This is a genomic window from Trinickia sp., assembly GCF_036503415.1.
Taxonomy (GTDB): domain Bacteria; phylum Pseudomonadota; class Gammaproteobacteria; order Burkholderiales; family Burkholderiaceae; genus Trinickia.
Genome location: NZ_DASXWY010000067.1, coordinates 22,056 through 40,171 on the forward strand (window position 1 = coordinate 22,056; position 18,116 = coordinate 40,171).

An 18,116-nucleotide genomic window follows, 5' to 3' on the forward strand; every position below is an offset into this window, starting at 1 on the left:
ATGGCAGCCAATAATCGAATCGGCTCGAAGCGCCTTGTCGTAGGCGCGCATTACGGTTTGCGCGATTGGCTCGCGCAACGCATCACCGCCACGATCATGGCGATCTACACCGTCATCCTGCTCGTCTGGTTCTTCGGCGCGCGCGATTTCTCGTACGAGGGCTGGGCATCGATCTTCGCCACGCAGTGGATGAAGCTCGCGACCTTCGTCACGCTGCTCTCGCTCTTCTATCACGCCTGGGTCGGCGTGCGCGACATCTGGATGGATTACGTGAAGCCCACCGGTGTGCGTCTCACGCTGCAAGCGCTGACGATCGTTTGGCTGCTCGCGTGTGCGGGCTACGCTGCGCAGATTCTCTGGAGAGTGTAAAAGAATGGCTGCAATCAAGAATTCTCTGCCGCGTCGCCGCTTTGACGTGGTCATCGTGGGCGCGGGCGGTTCGGGAATGCGCGCTTCGCTGCAACTCGCGCGCGCGGGCCTGTCGGTCTGCGTGCTTTCGAAGGTGTTCCCCACGCGCTCGCATACGGTCGCCGCGCAAGGCGGCATCGGCGCATCGCTCGGTAACATGAGCGAAGACAACTGGCACTACCATTTCTACGACACGATCAAGGGCTCCGACTGGCTCGGCGACCAGGACGCGATCGAATTCATGTGCCGCGAAGCGCCGAATGCCGTCTACGAACTGGAGCACTTCGGCATGCCGTTCGACCGCAATGCGGACGGCACGATCTATCAGCGCCCGTTCGGCGGCCATACCGCGAACTACGGCGAAAAGCCCGTGCAGCGCGCTTGCGCGGCCGCCGACCGCACCGGTCACGCGCTGCTGCATACGCTCTATCAGCAAAACGTCGCCGCGAAGACGCAGTTCTTCGTCGAATGGATGGCGCTCGATCTGATCCGCGACGCCGATGGCGACGTGCTCGGCGTGACGGCGCTCGAGATGGAAACGGGCGACGTCTATATCCTCGAAGGCAAGTGCACGCTGTTCGCCACGGGCGGTGCGGGCCGTATTTTCGCGGCATCGACGAACGCGTTCATCAACACGGGCGACGGTCTCGGCATGGCGGCCCGCTCGGGCATCGCGCTGCAGGACATGGAGTTCTGGCAATTCCATCCTACCGGCGTGGCCGGCGCGGGCGTGCTGATCACGGAAGGCGTGCGCGGCGAAGGCGGTATCTTGCGCAACGCCAACGGCGAGCGCTTCATGGAGCGCTACGCGCCGACGCTCAAGGACCTTGCGCCGCGCGACTTCGTCTCGCGCTCGATGGACCAGGAGATCAAGGAAGGCCGTGGCGTGGGCCCGAACAAGGACCACGTGCTGCTCGATCTCTCGCACATCGGTGCGGAGACGATCATGAAGCGCCTGCCGTCGATCCGCGAGATCGCGCTGAAGTTCGCCAACGTCGATTGCATCAAAGAGCCGATTCCCGTCGTGCCGACCATCCACTATCAGATGGGCGGTATTCCGACGAACATCCACGGTCAGGTCGTCGGTACGTCGCGCGGCCACGAAGATCCGGTCAACGGCTTTTATGCCGTGGGCGAATGTTCGTGCGTCTCTGTCCATGGCGCGAACCGCCTGGGCACGAACTCGCTGCTCGATCTCGTGGTGTTCGGCCGTGCTGCCGGCAACCATATCGTCAAGCACGTCAAGGACATCAAGGAGCACAAGCCGCTGCCGCTCGACGCCGCCGACTTCGCGCTCGCCCGCCTCGACAAGCTCGACAAATCGAGCTCGGGCGAATATACGCAGGCGATTGCCGGCGACATCCGCACCTCGATGCAAACGCACGCGGGTGTGTTCCGCACCTCGAAGCTGCTGGCCGAAGGCGTCGAGAAGATCAAGGAGCTGGCCGAGCGCGTCAATCATGTGCACCTGAAGGACAAGTCGAAGGTGTTCAACACGGCACGCGTCGAAGCACTGGAGCTCGCCAATCTGATCGAAGTGGCACGCGCGACGATAGTCTCGGCCGACGCCCGCAAGGAAAGCCGCGGCGCGCACGCGCAAAGCGATTACGAGCACCGCGACGACGACAACTGGCTGCGGCATACGCTGTGGTTCAGCGAAGGCGATCGCCTCGATTACAAGCCGGTGCACATGAAGCCGCTGACGGTCGAATCGGTGCCGCCGAAGGCGCGGACGTTCTAACGCGGCCCATTCCAAGGACAGCTGAAAATGGCAAAACGAATTTTCGAAATCTATCGCTACGACCCCGATAAGGATGCGGCGCCGCGCATGCAGACGTACGAGCTCGAACTCGAGCATGAGCGGATGCTGCTCGATGCGCTCGTCAAGCTGAAGGCCGTCGACGAAACGCTTTCGTTCCGTCGCTCGTGCCGCGAAGGCGTCTGCGGCTCGGACGCAATGAACATCAACGGCAAGAACGGTCTGGCGTGCTTGACCAACCTGAACGACCTGCCGCAGAAGATCGTGCTGCGCCCGTTGCCCGGCCTGCCCGTGGTGCGCGATCTGATCTGCGATTTCACGCAGTTCTTCAATCAATACCACTCGATCAAGCCGTACCTCATCAACGACACGCCGCCGCCCGAGAAAGAGCGTCTGCAATCGCCTGAGGAACGTGACGAACTCGATGGGCTGTATGAGTGTATCTTGTGTGCGAGTTGCTCCACCTCGTGCCCGAGCTTCTGGTGGAATCCGGACAAGTTCGTCGGCCCGGCGGGGCTCTTGCAGGCGTACCGCTTCATTGCGGACAGCCGCGACGAGGCGACGGGCGAGCGGCTCGACAATCTGGAAGATCCGTACCGTCTGTTCCGTTGCCATACGATCATGAACTGCGTCGACGTGTGCCCGAAGGGCCTCAATCCGACGAAGGCGATCGGCAAGATCAAGGAATTGATGGTCCGTCGTACCGTTTGAGATGGAAGACACCGCGCATCAATCCGACCCGTTGCGTCGCGCGCGCCTGCGCTGGCGCGCGCGGCGGGGTCTGCTGGAAAACGATCTTATCTTCGAGCGTTTTTTCAGCCGTTACGAGCAGAGCCTCAGCGACGACGACGTGGGTGCCTTGACGCGCCTGTTCGAGCTGAGCGACAACGACCTGATGGACTTGCTTCTCGCCCGCAAGGAACCGGAAGGCGAACTTTCCGACCCGGCTGTCGTCCGGGTGCTGGGGCTTTTGCGCGCTGTGTGAGCGTCGCAGCTGTGGGGCGCCGCGCGCGCATGATCGGAAAACCGTTCCAACTTCGATTGAGGATGCCATGACTCCGTCAGATGTTAAAGCCACGCTATCGTTCAGCGATAATTCGCCGAGCGTCGAATTGCCGATTTACAAGGGCACGATGGGCCCCGACGTGATCGACATCCGCAAACTGTACGGTCAGACCGGCAAATTCACGTACGACCCGGGCTTCATGTCGACGGCATCGTGCAATTCGGCCATTACGTACATCGACGGCGACAAGGGCGAACTGCTCTATCGCGGCTATCCGATCGACGAGCTTGCGCAAGTCGCGGATTTCCCCGAGACATGCTATTTGCTGCTGAAAGGCGAGCTGCCGACCAAGGCGCAGAAGGCCGAATTCGTGGGCACCGTCACGCGTCACACGATGGTGCACGAGCAGATGCAGTTCTTCTTCCGCGGGTTCCGTCGCGACTCGCATCCGATGTCGATTCTCGTCGCATCGGTTGGCGCGCTGTCGGCGTTCTACCACGACTCGCTCGACATCACGAATCCGCATCATCGCGACGTATCGGCGATCCGTATGATCGCCAAGCTGCCGACGCTCGTGGCCATGGCCTACAAGTACAGCATCGGTCAGCCGTTCGTCTATCCGAAGAACGACCTCTCGTACAGCGCGAACTTCATGCGGATGATGTTCTCGAACCCGTGCGAGGAGTACAAGATCAACGACGTGCTGGTGCGCGCGCTCGATCGGATCCTGATCCTCCATGCGGATCACGAGCAGAATGCATCGACTTCGACGGTGCGTCTGGCAGGTTCTTCCGGTGCCAACCCGTTTGCATGTATCGCGGCCGGTATCGCTTGTCTGTGGGGTCCGGCGCATGGCGGCGCGAACGAAGCCGCGCTCAACATGCTCGAGCAGATCGGCTCGCCCGACAACATCCCCGAATTCATCAAGCAGGTGAAGGACAAGAATTCGGGCGTGAAGCTGATGGGCTTCGGCCACCGCGTCTACAAGAACTACGACCCGCGTGCGAAGCTGATGCGCGAGACGTGCCACGAAGTGCTCGAAGAGCTCGGCCTGCATGACGATCCGCTCTTCAAGCTGGCGATGCAGCTCGAGAAGATCGCGCTCGAAGACGAATACTTCGTCTCGCGCAAGCTTTACCCGAACGTCGACTTCTATTCGGGTATCGTGCAGCGCGCACTCGGCATCCCGACGTCGATGTTCACCTGCATCTTCGCAATGGCCCGTACGGTCGGCTGGATCGCTCAGTGGAACGAAATGATTTCGGAGGCCGAACAGAAGATCGGTCGTCCGCGTCAGCTCTTCATCGGTGAAGGCCCGCGCGAAGCGAAGCCGATCGATAAGCGTTGATCGAGCAATCTTGGCGGAGCCGTTCTTGCGACGGCTCCAGCGGCGCCCCGGCGAGTTCTTCGGCCGGGGCGTTTTGTTTTTGTCAGGCGCTGGCTTCTTCCTGTTGGGCGAGCGCGCTCAAGGCAAGCTCGGACACCCGTTTGATATGCGCGCACGATGCGGCCGAGGCGGCCTTCGCATCGCGGCGTTCGATTGCGTCGAGCAGTGCGTTCATTTCACGATTCGATTCGTCCTTGCGGCCCGGCGTTGCGATGGTCAACGCCCTGAGCCGATTGATCCGCGCATTCAGCGATTTGACGACGCTTAGCGATACGAGCTTGCCGGCGCCTTCGAACATCGCATCGTAGAACTGCTCGGTGTGTTCGAGCACGCGCGGAACGTCACCCGAGGCGAATGCAGTTTCGATCATGCGGCGGGTATCGCGCAGCCGAGCGACGAGGGCAGGTGTGGCGCGCTCGGCGCACGCCGCGGCCGCATGCGCCTCGAGCAGGCTCCGCAGTTCGTAGATCTCACCCACTTGGCTCGGATCGAGCCTTGCCACGATCGGCCCGTGCCGCGCAACGATTTCGACCAGGCCTTCGGTTTCGAGGTGTCGAAGCACTTCGCGCACCACGGTCCGGCTCACGCCGAGTTCTTCACAAAGCGTTCGCTCGACCAGGCGCGCGCCAGGCTTGAAGTAGCCTTGGACGATCGCGCCGCGCAGCTTGTCGAGCGTGAGCTCTCTCAGGGTTTTGGTCGTTCGGTCGATTTTCAGATCTGACATGGTGCGTAACGGGTGGACGGTCTTCTGCGCGCTGCGTACCGGATAGCCCGCGGCGGCACGTTGGCATTCCGTATTATTACTTAACTTCCCCGCCCGGCGGCGTTCCACGCCAACCCCTCCGCTCCCGAATCGCGCCTCGATATCATGGTATTCCATGATATCGGTGCTCTCGTTCACGCCATAAGATGGTATACCATAATCTCAGTCAACGACGCCCAGGGCCTTTGCCCCGGCAGGAGAACGCTATGAAGCTCGAAGTGCGCAAGGTGGTCACCACGATCGAAGAAACGCTTATCGAAGGCGGCAAGACGGCGGCTCGACCGCTGAAGTTATTTGGTGTTGCGGCTGTACTGCGCAACCCGTGGGCGGGTCGAGGCTTCGTCGAGGATTTGAAGCCGGAGATTCAAGCGTTCGCGCCGCAGCTCGGCGAGCTATTGACGGCGGAGATTTTGCGCATCGCCGGATCTGGCGACGCAGTAGAAGGCTATGGCAAGGCGGCTGTCGTCGGTACTTCCGGCGAGCTCGAACACGCTTCGGCGCTGATCCACACGCTGCGATTCGGCAATCACTACCGGCAGGCAGTCGGAGCGAAGAGCTACCTGAGCTTCACCAACCTGCGCGGCGGCCCCAATTGCCCGATTTCGATTCCGCTGATGCACAAGCATGACGAAGGTATGCGTTCGCACTACCTGACCGTTCAATTCTCGATTTGTGATGCCCCCGCGCACGACGAACTCGTCGTCGCGTTGGGCGCCTCCATTGGCGGACGGCCGCACCATCGCATCGGCGATCGCTATCAGGACTTGAAGGAGCTCGAGTCCAATGAAGATTGAACGTGCGCTCGAGTGCGCCACGACGAGCGGCATCGCAGCGAATACGAGCTACAGCATTTATTCGCCGCAGACCGGCGATGCGTGCGAAACGGTGGTGCTGATTCATGGTGTGGGCATGAACCGCAGCGTATGGGCGCCGCAGATCGACGCGCTGACCGCGCATTATCAGGTCATCGCGTACGACATGCTCGGCCATGGCGACAGCGCGTTGCCGACGGCCGAGCCGACGCTTGACCAGTACGCGTCGCAACTCGAGGCGCTGCTCGACGCACTGCGGATCGAGCGCACGCATATAGTCGGTCACTCGATGGGCGCGCTCGTCGCAATTGAATTCGCGCTCGCGCATCCGTTGCGTACACGCAGCGTCGCCGCCCTGAACGCTGTCTACGATCGCTCGCCCGGGCAACGCGAAGCGGTCATGAGCCGCGCAGCAAATCTCGGCGATGCGCCGCAGGATGCGGGTATCGATGCCACACTCGCTCGCTGGTTCGGCGATCCGGTGCCGGCTCATCTGACGAAAGCGGCGCAGGCCGTGCGGGCGTTATTGCTGTCGGTCGACCCGGTCGGCTATGCGCGCACCTATCGTCTATTCGCGCGGTCGGACGACGCGCACGTCGGGCGGCTCGCCGGCCTTGCCGTGCCCGCGCTTTTCCTGACCGGGGAATGCGACGCGAATTCGAATCCGGCGATGTCGCTGGCGATGGCGGCCGCCGCGCCGTTCGGTCGCGCCCAGATCATCGCGAATGAACGTCATATGATGAACGTGACCGATCCGGCGCAAGTGAACGAACGGTTGCTCGAATTCCTGCGGGACGCTTCCGAAGCAAGCGCGACCGCCGATCGGCGCAATGGGCCGGGGAGGGTGCAATGACTGAGTCGATCAACGCCCAGGCGATCGATATCGCCGAATTTCGCCGCGCACTCGGTGCGTTCGTGACGGGTGTCACCGTCGTGACGACGGTTCAGCCGGACGGCTCTCCGCGCGGGTTCACCGCCAACTCGTTCACGTCGGTGTCGCTCGATCCCCCGCTGATTCTCGTTTGTATCGCGAAAACGGCATCGAGCTACGCGGTGTTTTCGCAGACGCGCCATTTTGCGGTGAGCGTTCTCGCCGAGGACCAGAAGGCCGTATCCGGAGTGTTCGCCTCGAAGGCGCCGGACAAGTTCGCGCAAGTGGTATGGCACGCCCGTGTCACGGGTGCGCCCGTGATGGACGGCGCGGCGGCGAGCTTCGATTGCGCGACGCACGATGTCGTCGACGCGGGCGATCACATCATTCTGATTGGTCGCGTCGTCGACTTCCTTCACACGGCGTCGTCGCCGCTCGGTTACTGCCGCGGTGCCTATGTGAACTTCAGTCTGTCGCTCGACGCTCTGGCCGCCGCGGGGCCGAGCGCACGAGTCGGAGCGATTCTCGAGCACCGGGACGGTTTGGTGTTGCTCGATACGCCGGAAGGTTTGCGTTTGCCGACGGGCGTCAAGCTCGAACCGGAAAGCGATCCTCGCAGTCTGCAGGGCGTATTGGCAAAGCTCGGTCTAAAAGCCCATCTGGACTTCCTTTTCGCGGTGTTCGAGGCAAAAGGCGGCCCGACCCCAGGTGTGCAGATCTACTACCGTGGCCGCGTGAAAAACGACATCGTGCCGCAATCGGGCGGTGCCATGCGCATCGTGCCGTTGACGCAGATACCGTGGGACGCTTTTCGCGACGATGCCGTGCGTTCGATGCTCGAGCGCTACGTGCGCGAGCGTAGCGAGGATGCGTTCGGCATCTACGTTGGCGATACGGAAGCGGGTACGGTGCAACCGCTCGCGCCGACGCACTGAATCGGCTTACAGATAAGGATCGCTGCGAGGCGATAGGAGACAAGTCATGAAGTTTTCGTTGTTCCTGCATATGGAGCGGTACGACACGAAGACGTCGCATCGCGAACTGTTCGACCAGCTGACCGAGCTCGTGCAGATCGCCGAGCGCGGCGGGTTCGAGACAGCGTGGATCGGTGAGCACCATGCGATGGAGTTCACGATCGCGCCGAATCCGTTCGTCAATCTGTCGTATCTCGCCGCGAAAACCGAGCACATCCGTTTGGGCACCGGCACCGTGATCGCGCCGTTCTGGCATCCGATTGCGCTGGCGGGTGAAGCGGGCATGGTCGATGTCGCGAGCAACGGCCGGCTCGACCTCGGCATTGCGCGTGGGGCATATTCGTTCGAATACGAGCGCCTTTTGCCGGGGCTCGATGCGATGAGCGCCGGCGCGAGAATGCGTGAGCTCGTGCCGGCCTTGCGCAAGCTTTTCCAGGGCGACTGCGCGCATCGCGGCGAATTCTGGTCGTGGCCCGCGACAACGCCGGTTCCGCGCCCCATTCAGCAGCCGCATCCGCCGATGTGGCTCGCCGCACGCGATCCGAACTCGCATGCATTCGCTGTGGCGAACGGCTGCAACGTGCAGGTGACATCGCTGGCGGCGGGCGACGCCGAAGTCGCGAGCCTGATGGAGCGTTTCAATGCGGCGTGCGCCGCGCATCCGGAGGTGCCGCGCCCGAAGGTCATGATGCTGATGCATACGTTCGTCGGGGCGAACGCTGCCGAAGTCGATGCAGCAGTGGAGGACCTGGCGCGCTTTTATCGGTACTTCAGCAAGTGGTTCAAGAACGAACGCCCGATCGAGCAAGGTTTCATAGAGCCGCTCACGGGGGCCGACGTCGAGATGTTCCCGCAGTACTCGCCCGAAGCGATACGGAAGAATCTCGTCATTGGGCAGCCGAGTCAGGTGATCGATCGGTTGAAGCGCTACGAGGAACTGGGCTACGACCAATACAGCTTCTGGCTCGATAGCCATATGAGCTTCGAGCGCAAGCGCAAGTCGCTGGAGCTGTTCATTTCCGAAGTCATGCCCGCGTTCGGCGGCGTGCGCTGATTGAATGACTGACGCTTTCAGCCCACTTCATTGAAGGAGCGGATCGACATGTCTCAACGGTTTCAGCAGTACATCGACGGCGCGTTCGAGGATGCCGCCGAGCATTTCGACAGCATCGATCCGTCGTCCGGCCGCGTCTGGGCGCAGATGCCGGCGGCGAGCGCGCAGGACGTGGACCGTGCGGTGCATGCCGCGCATCGTGCGCTCAACGATCCGGCATGGGCCAATCTCACGGCGAGCGCGCGCGGCAAGCTTTTGTACCGGCTCGCCGAGCTGATCGAACAGCACGCGCCGCGCCTTGCAGAACTCGAAACGCGCGACACCGGCAAAATCATCCGCGAAACGCGAAGCCAGATCGGTTACGTCGCCGAGTACTACCGTTACTACGCCGGCGTGGCCGACAAGATTCAGGGCGCCTGGCTCCCCGTCGATAAACCCGATATGGAAGTGACGCTGCGGCGCGAGCCTGTCGGCGTCGTCGCGGCGATCGTTCCGTGGAATTCGCAACTGTTCCTCTCGGCTGTCAAGGTCGGGCCCGCGCTCGCTGCCGGCTGCACGGTCGTACTCAAGGCGTCCGAAGACGGCCCGGCGCCGTTGCTTGAATTTGCGCGGCTCGTGCATGAAGCCGGCTTTCCAAATGGCGTCGTCAACGTCGTGACCGGCTTCGGCAACGAATGCGGGCGCACGCTGACGAGCCATCCGCTCGTCTCGCGCATCGCATTCACGGGTGGACCGGAAACCGCGCGCCACGTCGTGCGCAATTCGGCCGACAACCTCGCGGCCATGTCGCTCGAACTGGGCGGCAAGTCGCCCGTGCTGGTGTTCGACGATGCCGATCTCGACAGCACCTGCAATGCCGTCGTCGCAGGCATCTTCGCGGCGACGGGGCAAAGCTGCGTGGCCGGTTCGCGCCTCGTCGTGCAACGCGGCATTCACGATGCGCTCGTCGAGCGCTTGATCGCTCGCGCTCGCGCGATCCGGATCGGCGACCCGCTGGATACGGCAACCGAGATGGGGCCGCTCGCGACGCGTCGGCAACTGAACCACATCGAGCAAGTGTTGCTCGCGAGCGTCGAGGCCGGCGGCCGCGTCGTAGTCGGGGGCTCGCGGCCGGTGGGTTTCGACGATGGCCATTACTTTCTGCCGACGATCGTCGATTGTCCGCATGCGCAGGTGCCCAGCGTCATGGAAGAACTCTTCGGCCCGGTGCTCAGCGTCGTGACGTTCGATACCGAAGCCGAAGCCATTGCGCTCGCGAACGATACGCGCTATGGGCTCGCATCGGGTGTGTTCACGCGGGACCTCACGCGCGCGCATCGGCTGACCCGCGCGTTGCGCGCGGGCATCGTATGGGTCAATACATACCGCGCGGTGTCACCGATCGTGCCGTTCGGCGGATATGGCCTCAGCGGTCTCGGACGCGAGGGCGGCCTCGAAGCCGTGCTCGAGTACACGCGTACGAAGTCGGTCTGGATTCGCACGTCGGACGAGCCGATCGCCGATCCGTTCGTGATGCGTTGAGAGAAAGGGGGAGAAACGCATGTTTTATGAAGTTCGCACGTATCGCATCAAGACGGGAGCCGTGCCTGCTTATCTGAAGCTCGTCGAGGAGGAGGGCATCGAACTGCAGAGGCGCTATCTAGGCCAATTGGTCGGCTATTTCTACTCGGAGATCGGACCGCTGAATCAGATCGTTCACATCTGGGCGTACCCGAGCCTGGACGAACGTGAACGCCGGCGGGCTGCGCTCGCGGAGGACGCGGCCTGGCGCGCCTTCGCGCCGAAGATTCAGGCGCTGATGGAAGAGATGGAAAGCAAGATCATGAAGCCGGCGTCTTTCTCGCCGCTTCAATGAGCGTCGATGGGATTTGGCGGTATCGCGGTTAGACGATTCAAAAACTATGGGATCGGAGTCAGTGCTCCAGCACTCGCTCCATTCGACAGGAGACAAGCATGAGCAGCAGGAGCGTTTTTTTCACGGCAGCGACGATCGCATGCGCGGCGACCCTCATGACGGCCAGCGTGCGTGCGGCCGACCCGATCGTATTCACGAGCTGGGGCGGCACGACGCAGTCCTCCCAGGAAAAGGACTGGGCGCAGCCGTTCACGAAGGCCACGGGCATCAACGTGCTGATGGACGGTCCCACCGACTATGGCAAGCTCAAGGCAATGGTCGATAGCGGCAACGTGAACTGGGACGTTGTCGACGTGGAAGGCGATTTCGCCTATGCCGCGCAAAAAGCGGGGCTCATCGAGCCGATCGACTTTTCCGTCGTCAAGAAAGACGATCTCGATCCGCGCTTTACCTCCCCGGACGCCGTCGGGAGTTTCTACTATTCGTTCGTGCTCGGCTACAACAAGTCGAAGTTCACGGGGGCCCAACCGTCCACGTGGGCCGATCTGTTCGATACGAAGCGCTTCCCCGGCAAGCGCACGCTTTATAAATGGTCCGCTCCGGGCGTGCTCGAAATTGCGTTGCTTGCCGATGGCGTGCCGCCGAACAAGCTCTATCCGCTCGATCTCGACCGCGCGTTCAAGAAGCTCGACACGATCAAGAGCAGCATCGTCTGGTGGAGCGGCGGCGCGCAGTCGCAGCAGTTGCTCGCATCCGGGGAGGCGCCCATCGGCATGTTCTGGAACGGTCGCCTGCATGCGCTCGAACAGACGGGCGTACCCGTCGGCATCTCGTGGAATCAGAACCTGACGGCTGCCGACATGCTCGTGATCCCGAAAGGCGCCAAGCATCGTGCCGAGGCGATGAAGTACCTCGCCGCCGCGACGAGCGCTCAGGCGCAGGCCAAGTTCGCGGCGGATACGGGCTACGCGCCGATCAACGTGAAAGCGCCCGCGTTGATGCCCGCCGCCGTCGCCAAGACGCTGCCGGACCAGTACAAGTCCTCGCAGATCGATCTCGATATGAAGTACTGGGCCGAGAACCGCGACGCCATTGCCAAGCGATGGTACGCATGGCAATCGAAGTAAGCCTGCGCGAGCGCTTGGAAGTCTCGATTGGGAGTCAACATGCCTAACGTTTTGAGTACCGTTGCGCATCCGGCGACGACGCCCACGCGTCGGCGGCGCGATTGGCGCAGCCTCCGTCTGCTGATGCCTGCGCTGCTGCTGCTCGTGATTTTCTTTTTGCTGCCGGTGCTGTCTCTGCTGTTGCGCAGCGTGCTCGAACCGACTCCCGGTCTGCACAACTACGCGCAGCTCCTCGGTTCGACGACGTACCTGCGCGTATTCGGCAATACGTTCCTCGTTGCGACGGTGGTGACCGTGGTGACTGTCGCGATCGGATTCCCGACTGCGTGGTTGCTGGCCATCGCGCCGCGCAGGGTGAGCTCGGTGCTGTTCGCCATTTTGCTGCTCTCGATGTGGACCAATCTGCTCGCGCGCACGTTCGCATGGATGGTGCTGCTGCAAGCGACGGGGCCGATCAACCGGCTGCTGATGGCACTGGGGTTGATCAGCGAGCCGCTGGCGCTGGTCAACAACCTGATCGGCGTGACGATCGGCATGACCTACATCATGCTGCCGTTCCTCGTCATGCCGCTGCATGCCACGTTGCGCAGTATCGATGCGTCGACGCTGCGCGCGGCGGCGATCTGCGGTGCGAGCCGCTGGCAGGCGTTCTGGCGCGTACTGGTGCCGCTCGCGATGCCGGGCGTTGCATCGGGGGCTCTGATGGTGTTCGTCATGGCGCTCGGCTATTTCGTCACGCCGGCGCTACTGGGCGGACCCTCGTACATGATGCTGGCGGAGCTCATCGCGCAACTCGTGCAGGAACTGCTGAACTGGGGGCTTGCCGGTGCTGCGGCACTGGTGCTGCTTGCGGTGACGCTCGGGCTTTACGGGCTGCAACTGCGCTTTACAGGCGGTGCACGCGCGGGACTGGGAGAATGACATGCTTCTAGATTTCGACCGCCTGGGCGCACTGCGCTGGGTATTGACGGCCATCGGCGGAGCAGTCGCCATCTTTTTGCTGCTGCCCATCGCGTTCATCGTCGCGTTGTCGTTCGGCGATTCTCAATGGCTGATCTTTCCACCGCCAGGCTGGACCTTGCAGTGGTATCGCCAGCTCTTCACCGACGCAGGGTGGCTCAGTTCGCTGCTGACGAGCGCGGAGCTGGCAGTCATCGTGACGGCGCTGTCCGTTGCCATCGGTTTGCTCGCCTCGCTTGCGCTGGTACGCGGCAAGTTTCGTGGGCGGGGTGCACTGCAGGCGTTCTTTCTCACGCCGATGGTGCTGCCCGTCGTCGTCCTCGCAGTGGCGTTGTACGCATTCACGTTGCGCATCGGGCTGAACGGCACGATGACGGGTTTCGTGATCGGTCATTTGATCATCGCGCTGCCGTTCTCGATCATTTCGATCAGCAATTCGCTAGCGAGCTTCGATACGGCGCTCGAAGATGCCGCACTGATCTGCGGCGCATCGCCGCTCGAAGTGAAGCTGCGCGTGACGCTGCCCGCGATCAAACTCGGTCTTTTCGCCGCCGCGATCTTCTCGTTCCTCGCATCGTGGGATGAGGTGGTCGTTTCGATCTTCATGGCGAGCCCCACGTTGCAGACGCTGCCGGTGCGAATCTGGACCACGTTGCGACAGGACCTGACACCGGTCGTGGCCGCGGCGTCTTCGCTGCTCGTCGGTCTGACGACGGTATTGATGTTGGCGGGCGCGGTAGTGCGCCGCGCCCGATAAAGAGGTGGATGAGCCATGACTGCTGCATTCTTGCAAATCCAGCGCCTGCGTAAAACGTACGACGATGTCGTCGCCATCGATCAAGTCTCGCTCGATGTGCGCAAGGGCGAATTCATGACGTTTCTCGGGCCCTCGGGCTCGGGCAAGAGCACGACGCTCTACATCGTCGCGGGCTTCCAGGAGCCGAGCGAGGGCCGCGTGCTGCTCGACGGCAAGCCGTTGCTGTCCGTTGCGCCGAACAAGCGCAATATCGGCATGGTGTTTCAGCGCTATACGCTGTTTCCGCATTTGAGCGTGGGCGAGAACGTCGCGTTCCCGTTGCGCGTGCGTGGCCGCCCCGAGCGCGAGGTGAAAGCGAAGATCGATCAGATGCTCCAGCTCGTGCATCTGTCGGAGTGTCGCGACCGCATGCCTGCGCAACTGTCCGGCGGTCAACAGCAACGCGTCGCGATTGCGCGGGCGCTGGCGTACGACCCGCCCGTGCTGCTGATGGACGAGCCGCTCTCCGCACTGGACAAGAAGCTGCGCGAGGAGATTCAACTCGAACTGCGCCGCATCCACCAGGAGACGGGCGTCACGATTCTTTACGTGACGCACGACCAGGAGGAGGCGCTGCGTCTTTCCGACCGTATCGCGGTATTCGACAAAGGGCGAATCGAGCAGGTCGGTACCGGCGAGGAGCTGTATGCCAACCCCGCATCGCGTTTCGTCGCAGGTTTCATCGGCAACTCGAATTTCCTGCCGGTGCGCGTAACGTCGACAGGCGACAGCAGTGCAAGCGGCGTATTCCCGAACGGCCATGCGGTGACGGCCGGCAGCGTCGGGCACCGGCTCGCGGCGGGCGAGGAAGGTACGTTGATGATCCGCCCCGAGCAAATGCGCATTCGCGCGCTGCAAAGCCCTAACGCAGCGGCGGGGTTGCCGGTAACGGTACGCGACATCACCTATCTCGGCGATGCGATGCACTACGCGGTGGCGACGCCGTGGCAGCAGGAGATATCCATTCGGATGCCCGCGAGCCACCGTCATGAGCTTGGATTGTCGATCGGCAATCGAGCGCTCGTCGATTGGGAGGCGCGCGATGTTCGGCTGTTTGCGCAGGCGTGAATGGAATGAGTGACGCGCTTCCTTCGCTGAAAGTCGAGCGGCGGACCACGACGCTGCGCGAACTCGCGCTGAAAAAGATACGCACCGCGATCCTCGATGCGCACTTCGTGCCTGGCGAGCGGCTCGTCGAGCGCTCGCTGTGCGAGGAGCTCGGTGTGAGCCGCACGGTGGTGCGAGAGGTGCTGCGGCATCTGGAGGCCGAGGGGCTCGTCGACTCGATTCCGAATCAAGGACCGATCGTTGCCATGCTCGATTCGGACACGGCGGCGCAAATCTACGAGATTCGCGCGCTGCTGGAAGGCGACGCCGCGATGGAATGCGCACGGCATGCCGATGAGGGCGTGACATCGCGGCTCGCGCAGTGCATCGCGAACATCGGGCGGGCGTTCGAGAGCCATGACTATGCGGCGGTGCGCGAATTCACCACGACGTTCTACGAAGAAATGTTTCATGGCGGCGACCGAACGGTCGCGTGGGAAATCGTGCAGACGTTGAATGCGCGGATCAACCGCTTGCGTGCGATGACGATCGCCTCCGACGACCGCGGCCGGCAGGCCGTGGAGGAAATGAATCGGATACTCGAAGCGATCCGCTCACGCGACCCGCAGCGCGCTCGCGATGCGGCGATGGCCCATGTGGCGCGTGTGGCCGCCATCGCCGAGCAGCTGTTGCGGCAGGGCCACGAACAACTCTTGTGCGAAGGATAGGAACCATTCATGGAACTGAAGGAAGCGTTGAAGGATGTCTCGCTGCTGCGGCATCAGGCTTACGTGGCGGGCGAATGGCGGGCGGCCGATTCGGGCGGGGCATTGGAGGTGTTCGATCCCGCAACGGGCGGCTCGCTGGGTACGGTTCCGAACATGGGTGCGGCAGAAACGGCACGCGCGATCGACGCCGCTCAGGCGGCATGGGACGGCTGGCGAAAGAAAACGGCCAAAGAGCGTGCGGTCGTGCTGCGCCGCTGGTACGAACTCATGATCGAGCACAGCGACGACCTCGCGCTGATTCTGACGACAGAACAGGGCAAGCCGCTGGCCGAGGCCAAAGGCGAGATTGCCTATGCGGCTTCGTTTCTCGAATGGTTTGCGGAAGAGGGCAAGCGCGTGGCCGGCGACACGCTGGCTACGCCTGCTGCCGACAAGCGTCTCGTCGTCGTGAAGGAGCCCATCGGTGTGTGTGCCGCCATTACGCCCTGGAACTTCCCTGCCGCGATGATCACGCGCAAGGTCGGGCCCGCGCTCGCGGCGGGGTGTCCGATCGTCGTCAAGCCGGCGGAGGCGACGCCTTTTTCGGCGCTCGCCATGGCGGTACTCGCCGAGCGCGCCGGCCTGCCCAAGGGTGTGCTGAGCGTCGTCACTGGCGAGCCGAAGGCGATTGGCGCCGAGATGACGCGCAACCCCATCGTTCGGAAGCTGTCGTTCACCGGTTCCACGGCCGTGGGGCGGTTGCTGATGGCACAGAGCGCGCCGACCGTGAAGAAAGTCACGCTCGAACTTGGCGGGAACGCACCGTTCATCGTATTCGATGACGCCGATCTCGACGCCGCCGTCGAGGGTGCAATCGCGTCGAAATACCGCAACAACGGACAGACCTGCGTCTGCACCAATCGCTTTTATGTGCATGAGCGTGTCTACGACGCATTCACGGACAAGCTCGCAACCGCGGTCAACAACCTGAAGGTCGGACGCGGGACGGAAAGCGGCGTCGCGCTCGGTCCGTTGATCAACGAGGCAGCGCTCGAGAAGGTGGAGTCCCATATCGCGGACGCGCTCGCCAAGGGCGCGCGCCTTGTTACCGGCGGCAAACGGCACTCGCTCGGTCATGGCTTTTTCGAGCCGACGGTGTTGACCGATGTGGCTGCAGGGATGGCCGTGGCGAAAGAGGAGACGTTCGGGCCGCTCGCGCCGCTCTTCCGGTTTTCATCCGATGACGAAGTCGTACGCCTGGCCAACGATACGGAGTTCGGTCTTGCCGCCTATTTCTACAGCCGCGATATCGGCCGAGTCTGGCGCGTGGCCGAGGCGCTCGAATACGGGATGGTCGGTATCAACACGGGCCTGATTTCGAACGAAGTCGCGCCGTTCGGCGGCGTGAAGCAATCGGGGCTCGGCCGTGAGGGGTCGCACTACGGCATCGACGACTACATCGTCATCAAATATCTGTGCATGGCTGTTTGATCGGGACGCCGGGACGCGGGGCGCGTCGATCGGCGTCGGCAAAAAGAGAAGTGGCGGTATCTGTAGTGTCGTAGAGGTTCAGCAAAAAAATGGTGGAGAACTTGGAGACTTCGATGAAATCGATTCGTATGAATAAATTAGTAGTCCTAAGTAGTATCTGCGCGGGATTGGGGTGTTTGCCGGGCATGGCCGCCGCGCAATCCTCGGTGACGCTTTACGGTGTCATCGATGAGGGCATCGACTATGTGAACAACAGCGGGGGTCATTCGCTCTGGCGCATGCGCGATGGGACTTTCGACGGCATGTACGGCAGCCGCTGGGGCCTGAAAGGAAGCGAAGATCTGGGCAATGGCTTGAGTGCGATCTTCAAGCTCGAAGCGGGGTTCAGCCTGGAGAACGGGCAGATGCGACAGGGCGGCCGCGAGTTCGGGCGGCAAGCCTATGTCGGGCTTTCCAAGCAGGGGCTCGGTACGGTGACGCTCGGCCGCCAGTACGACTCGGTCGTCGACTACGTTCAGCCGGTGACGGCGGTGGGCCAATTCGGTGGTCCTTTCGTACGGGGCGGCGATATCGACAATACGGATAACTCGTTCCGCGTCGACAACGCGATCAAGTATGCGAGCCCCTCGATCGCGGGCTTTACTTTCGGCGGCATGTATTCGTTCACCAACTCGAACGCCCCGGGCGTGGGGACGACGGGCATGTGGAGCGTGGGTGCGAGCTATGCGCACGCCGGCTTCAACGCGGGCGCGGCGTACTTCTACGCGAAGAATCCGGCGAGCCTCTTCACGGACGGCGATTTCATCGGCAACACGACGGGCGCCGCGATCGGCGCCAGCGGTCCGTTCAGCTACGTCGGTCACCCGCACAACGAGCGGATCATCGGCGTGGGTGCGAACTACACGCTGGGCCCGGCAACGGCGGGCATCGACTATACCAACACGAAATTCGAGGATGCGAACGGCACGACGAGCTCCGTGACGTTCAGCAACTACGAGGTATGGGGCAAGTACAGCTTCACGCCGAGCACGACGTTGGGCGCGGCATACGCCTATACCGATGGCAGGGTGAATTACAACGGCAGCAAGCCCAAATACCA

19 protein-coding genes are annotated in these 18,116 nt (G+C 62.5%); 18 read left to right on the forward strand and 1 reads right to left on the reverse strand.

Going from position 1 to position 18,116, the window contains the following annotated elements; translation table 11 throughout:
- From sdhD to gltA, 5 genes are all read left to right on the forward strand, one after another.
- Positions 1-369: a succinate dehydrogenase, hydrophobic membrane anchor protein gene (sdhD, locus tag VGL01_RS09400; protein ID WP_173256621.1), complete on the forward strand. Its 369-nt coding sequence runs from the start codon at positions 1-3 to the stop codon at positions 367-369.
- A 4-nt stretch (positions 370-373) separates the two neighbouring features.
- Entirely contained in the window at positions 374-2,149 is a 1,776-nt protein-coding gene (gene sdhA, locus VGL01_RS09405) for a succinate dehydrogenase flavoprotein subunit (protein ID WP_331568628.1), read from the forward strand.
- Positions 2,150-2,176: 27 nt separating this feature from the next.
- Entirely contained in the window at positions 2,177-2,878 is a 702-nt protein-coding gene (locus VGL01_RS09410; RefSeq protein ID WP_331568630.1) for a succinate dehydrogenase iron-sulfur subunit, read from the forward strand.
- Position 2,879: 1 nt separating this feature from the next.
- Positions 2,880-3,152 carry a succinate dehydrogenase assembly factor 2 gene (locus VGL01_RS09415; protein WP_173256624.1) on the forward strand — a complete coding sequence of 91 codons (273 nt, stop codon included), beginning with the start codon at positions 2,880-2,882 and terminating at the stop codon, positions 3,150-3,152.
- A gap of 67 nt (positions 3,153-3,219) precedes the next feature.
- Positions 3,220-4,521, forward strand: a complete 1,302-nt coding sequence (gene gltA / locus VGL01_RS09420; protein WP_331568632.1) for a citrate synthase — start codon at positions 3,220-3,222, stop codon at positions 4,519-4,521.
- A gap of 82 nt (positions 4,522-4,603) precedes the next feature.
- On the opposite strand, the gene VGL01_RS09425 is transcribed toward gltA, so the two are convergent.
- The gene (locus VGL01_RS09425) at positions 4,604-5,284 is read right to left on the reverse strand and encodes a GntR family transcriptional regulator (protein ID WP_331568634.1); all 681 of its coding nucleotides are present in this window, start codon (positions 5,282-5,284) and stop codon (positions 4,604-4,606) included.
- Between the two features lie 245 nt (positions 5,285-5,529).
- Between VGL01_RS09425 and VGL01_RS09430 the strand changes: the two genes are divergently transcribed.
- The 13 genes from VGL01_RS09430 to VGL01_RS09490 form a co-directional block, all read left to right on the forward strand.
- Positions 5,530-6,117, forward strand: coding sequence for an amino acid synthesis family protein (locus tag VGL01_RS09430; RefSeq protein ID WP_331568636.1), 588 nt, complete (start codon positions 5,530-5,532; stop codon positions 6,115-6,117).
- Complete coding sequence (locus VGL01_RS09435) at positions 6,107-6,988, forward strand: alpha/beta fold hydrolase (RefSeq protein WP_331568638.1); 882 nt, start codon at positions 6,107-6,109, stop codon at positions 6,986-6,988. The genes VGL01_RS09430 and VGL01_RS09435 overlap by 11 nt, the downstream gene beginning before the upstream one ends.
- A complete protein-coding gene (locus VGL01_RS09440; protein WP_331568640.1) occupies positions 6,985-7,941 on the forward strand; it encodes a flavin reductase family protein in 957 nt (318 codons plus the stop codon). Before VGL01_RS09435 ends, VGL01_RS09440 begins: the two co-directional genes overlap by 4 nt.
- Before the next feature lie 46 nt (positions 7,942-7,987).
- Positions 7,988-9,034 (forward strand): LLM class flavin-dependent oxidoreductase, encoded by a 1,047-nt coding sequence (locus VGL01_RS09445; RefSeq protein WP_331568642.1) that lies wholly within the window; start codon positions 7,988-7,990, stop codon positions 9,032-9,034.
- 48 nt (positions 9,035-9,082) lie between these two features.
- Positions 9,083-10,555: an aldehyde dehydrogenase gene (locus VGL01_RS09450; protein WP_331568644.1), complete on the forward strand. Its 1,473-nt coding sequence runs from the start codon at positions 9,083-9,085 to the stop codon at positions 10,553-10,555.
- Between the two features lie 19 nt (positions 10,556-10,574).
- Complete coding sequence (locus VGL01_RS09455; RefSeq protein ID WP_331568646.1) at positions 10,575-10,889, forward strand: NIPSNAP family protein; 315 nt, start codon at positions 10,575-10,577, stop codon at positions 10,887-10,889.
- Between the two features lie 98 nt (positions 10,890-10,987).
- On the forward strand, positions 10,988-12,016 hold the full coding sequence (locus VGL01_RS09460; RefSeq protein WP_331568648.1) for an ABC transporter substrate-binding protein: 1,029 nt from the start codon (positions 10,988-10,990) through the stop codon (positions 12,014-12,016).
- 39 nt (positions 12,017-12,055) lie between these two features.
- Positions 12,056-12,937, forward strand: a complete 882-nt coding sequence (locus VGL01_RS09465) for an ABC transporter permease (protein ID WP_331568650.1) — start codon at positions 12,056-12,058, stop codon at positions 12,935-12,937.
- A gap of 1 nt (position 12,938) precedes the next feature.
- Positions 12,939-13,733: an ABC transporter permease gene (locus VGL01_RS09470; RefSeq protein ID WP_331568652.1), complete on the forward strand. Its 795-nt coding sequence runs from the start codon at positions 12,939-12,941 to the stop codon at positions 13,731-13,733.
- Between the two features lie 15 nt (positions 13,734-13,748).
- Positions 13,749-14,840 (forward strand): ABC transporter ATP-binding protein, encoded by a 1,092-nt coding sequence (locus tag VGL01_RS09475; protein ID WP_331568654.1) that lies wholly within the window; start codon positions 13,749-13,751, stop codon positions 14,838-14,840.
- A 5-nt stretch (positions 14,841-14,845) separates the two neighbouring features.
- The gene (locus tag VGL01_RS09480; protein WP_331568656.1) at positions 14,846-15,547 is read left to right on the forward strand and encodes a GntR family transcriptional regulator; all 702 of its coding nucleotides are present in this window, start codon (positions 14,846-14,848) and stop codon (positions 15,545-15,547) included.
- A 9-nt stretch (positions 15,548-15,556) separates the two neighbouring features.
- On the forward strand, positions 15,557-17,017 hold the full coding sequence (locus tag VGL01_RS09485; RefSeq protein WP_331568658.1) for an NAD-dependent succinate-semialdehyde dehydrogenase: 1,461 nt from the start codon (positions 15,557-15,559) through the stop codon (positions 17,015-17,017).
- A 128-nt stretch (positions 17,018-17,145) separates the two neighbouring features.
- The coding region (locus VGL01_RS09490) for a porin (protein WP_414720211.1) at positions 17,146-18,116 on the forward strand (971 nt) is incomplete at its 3' end.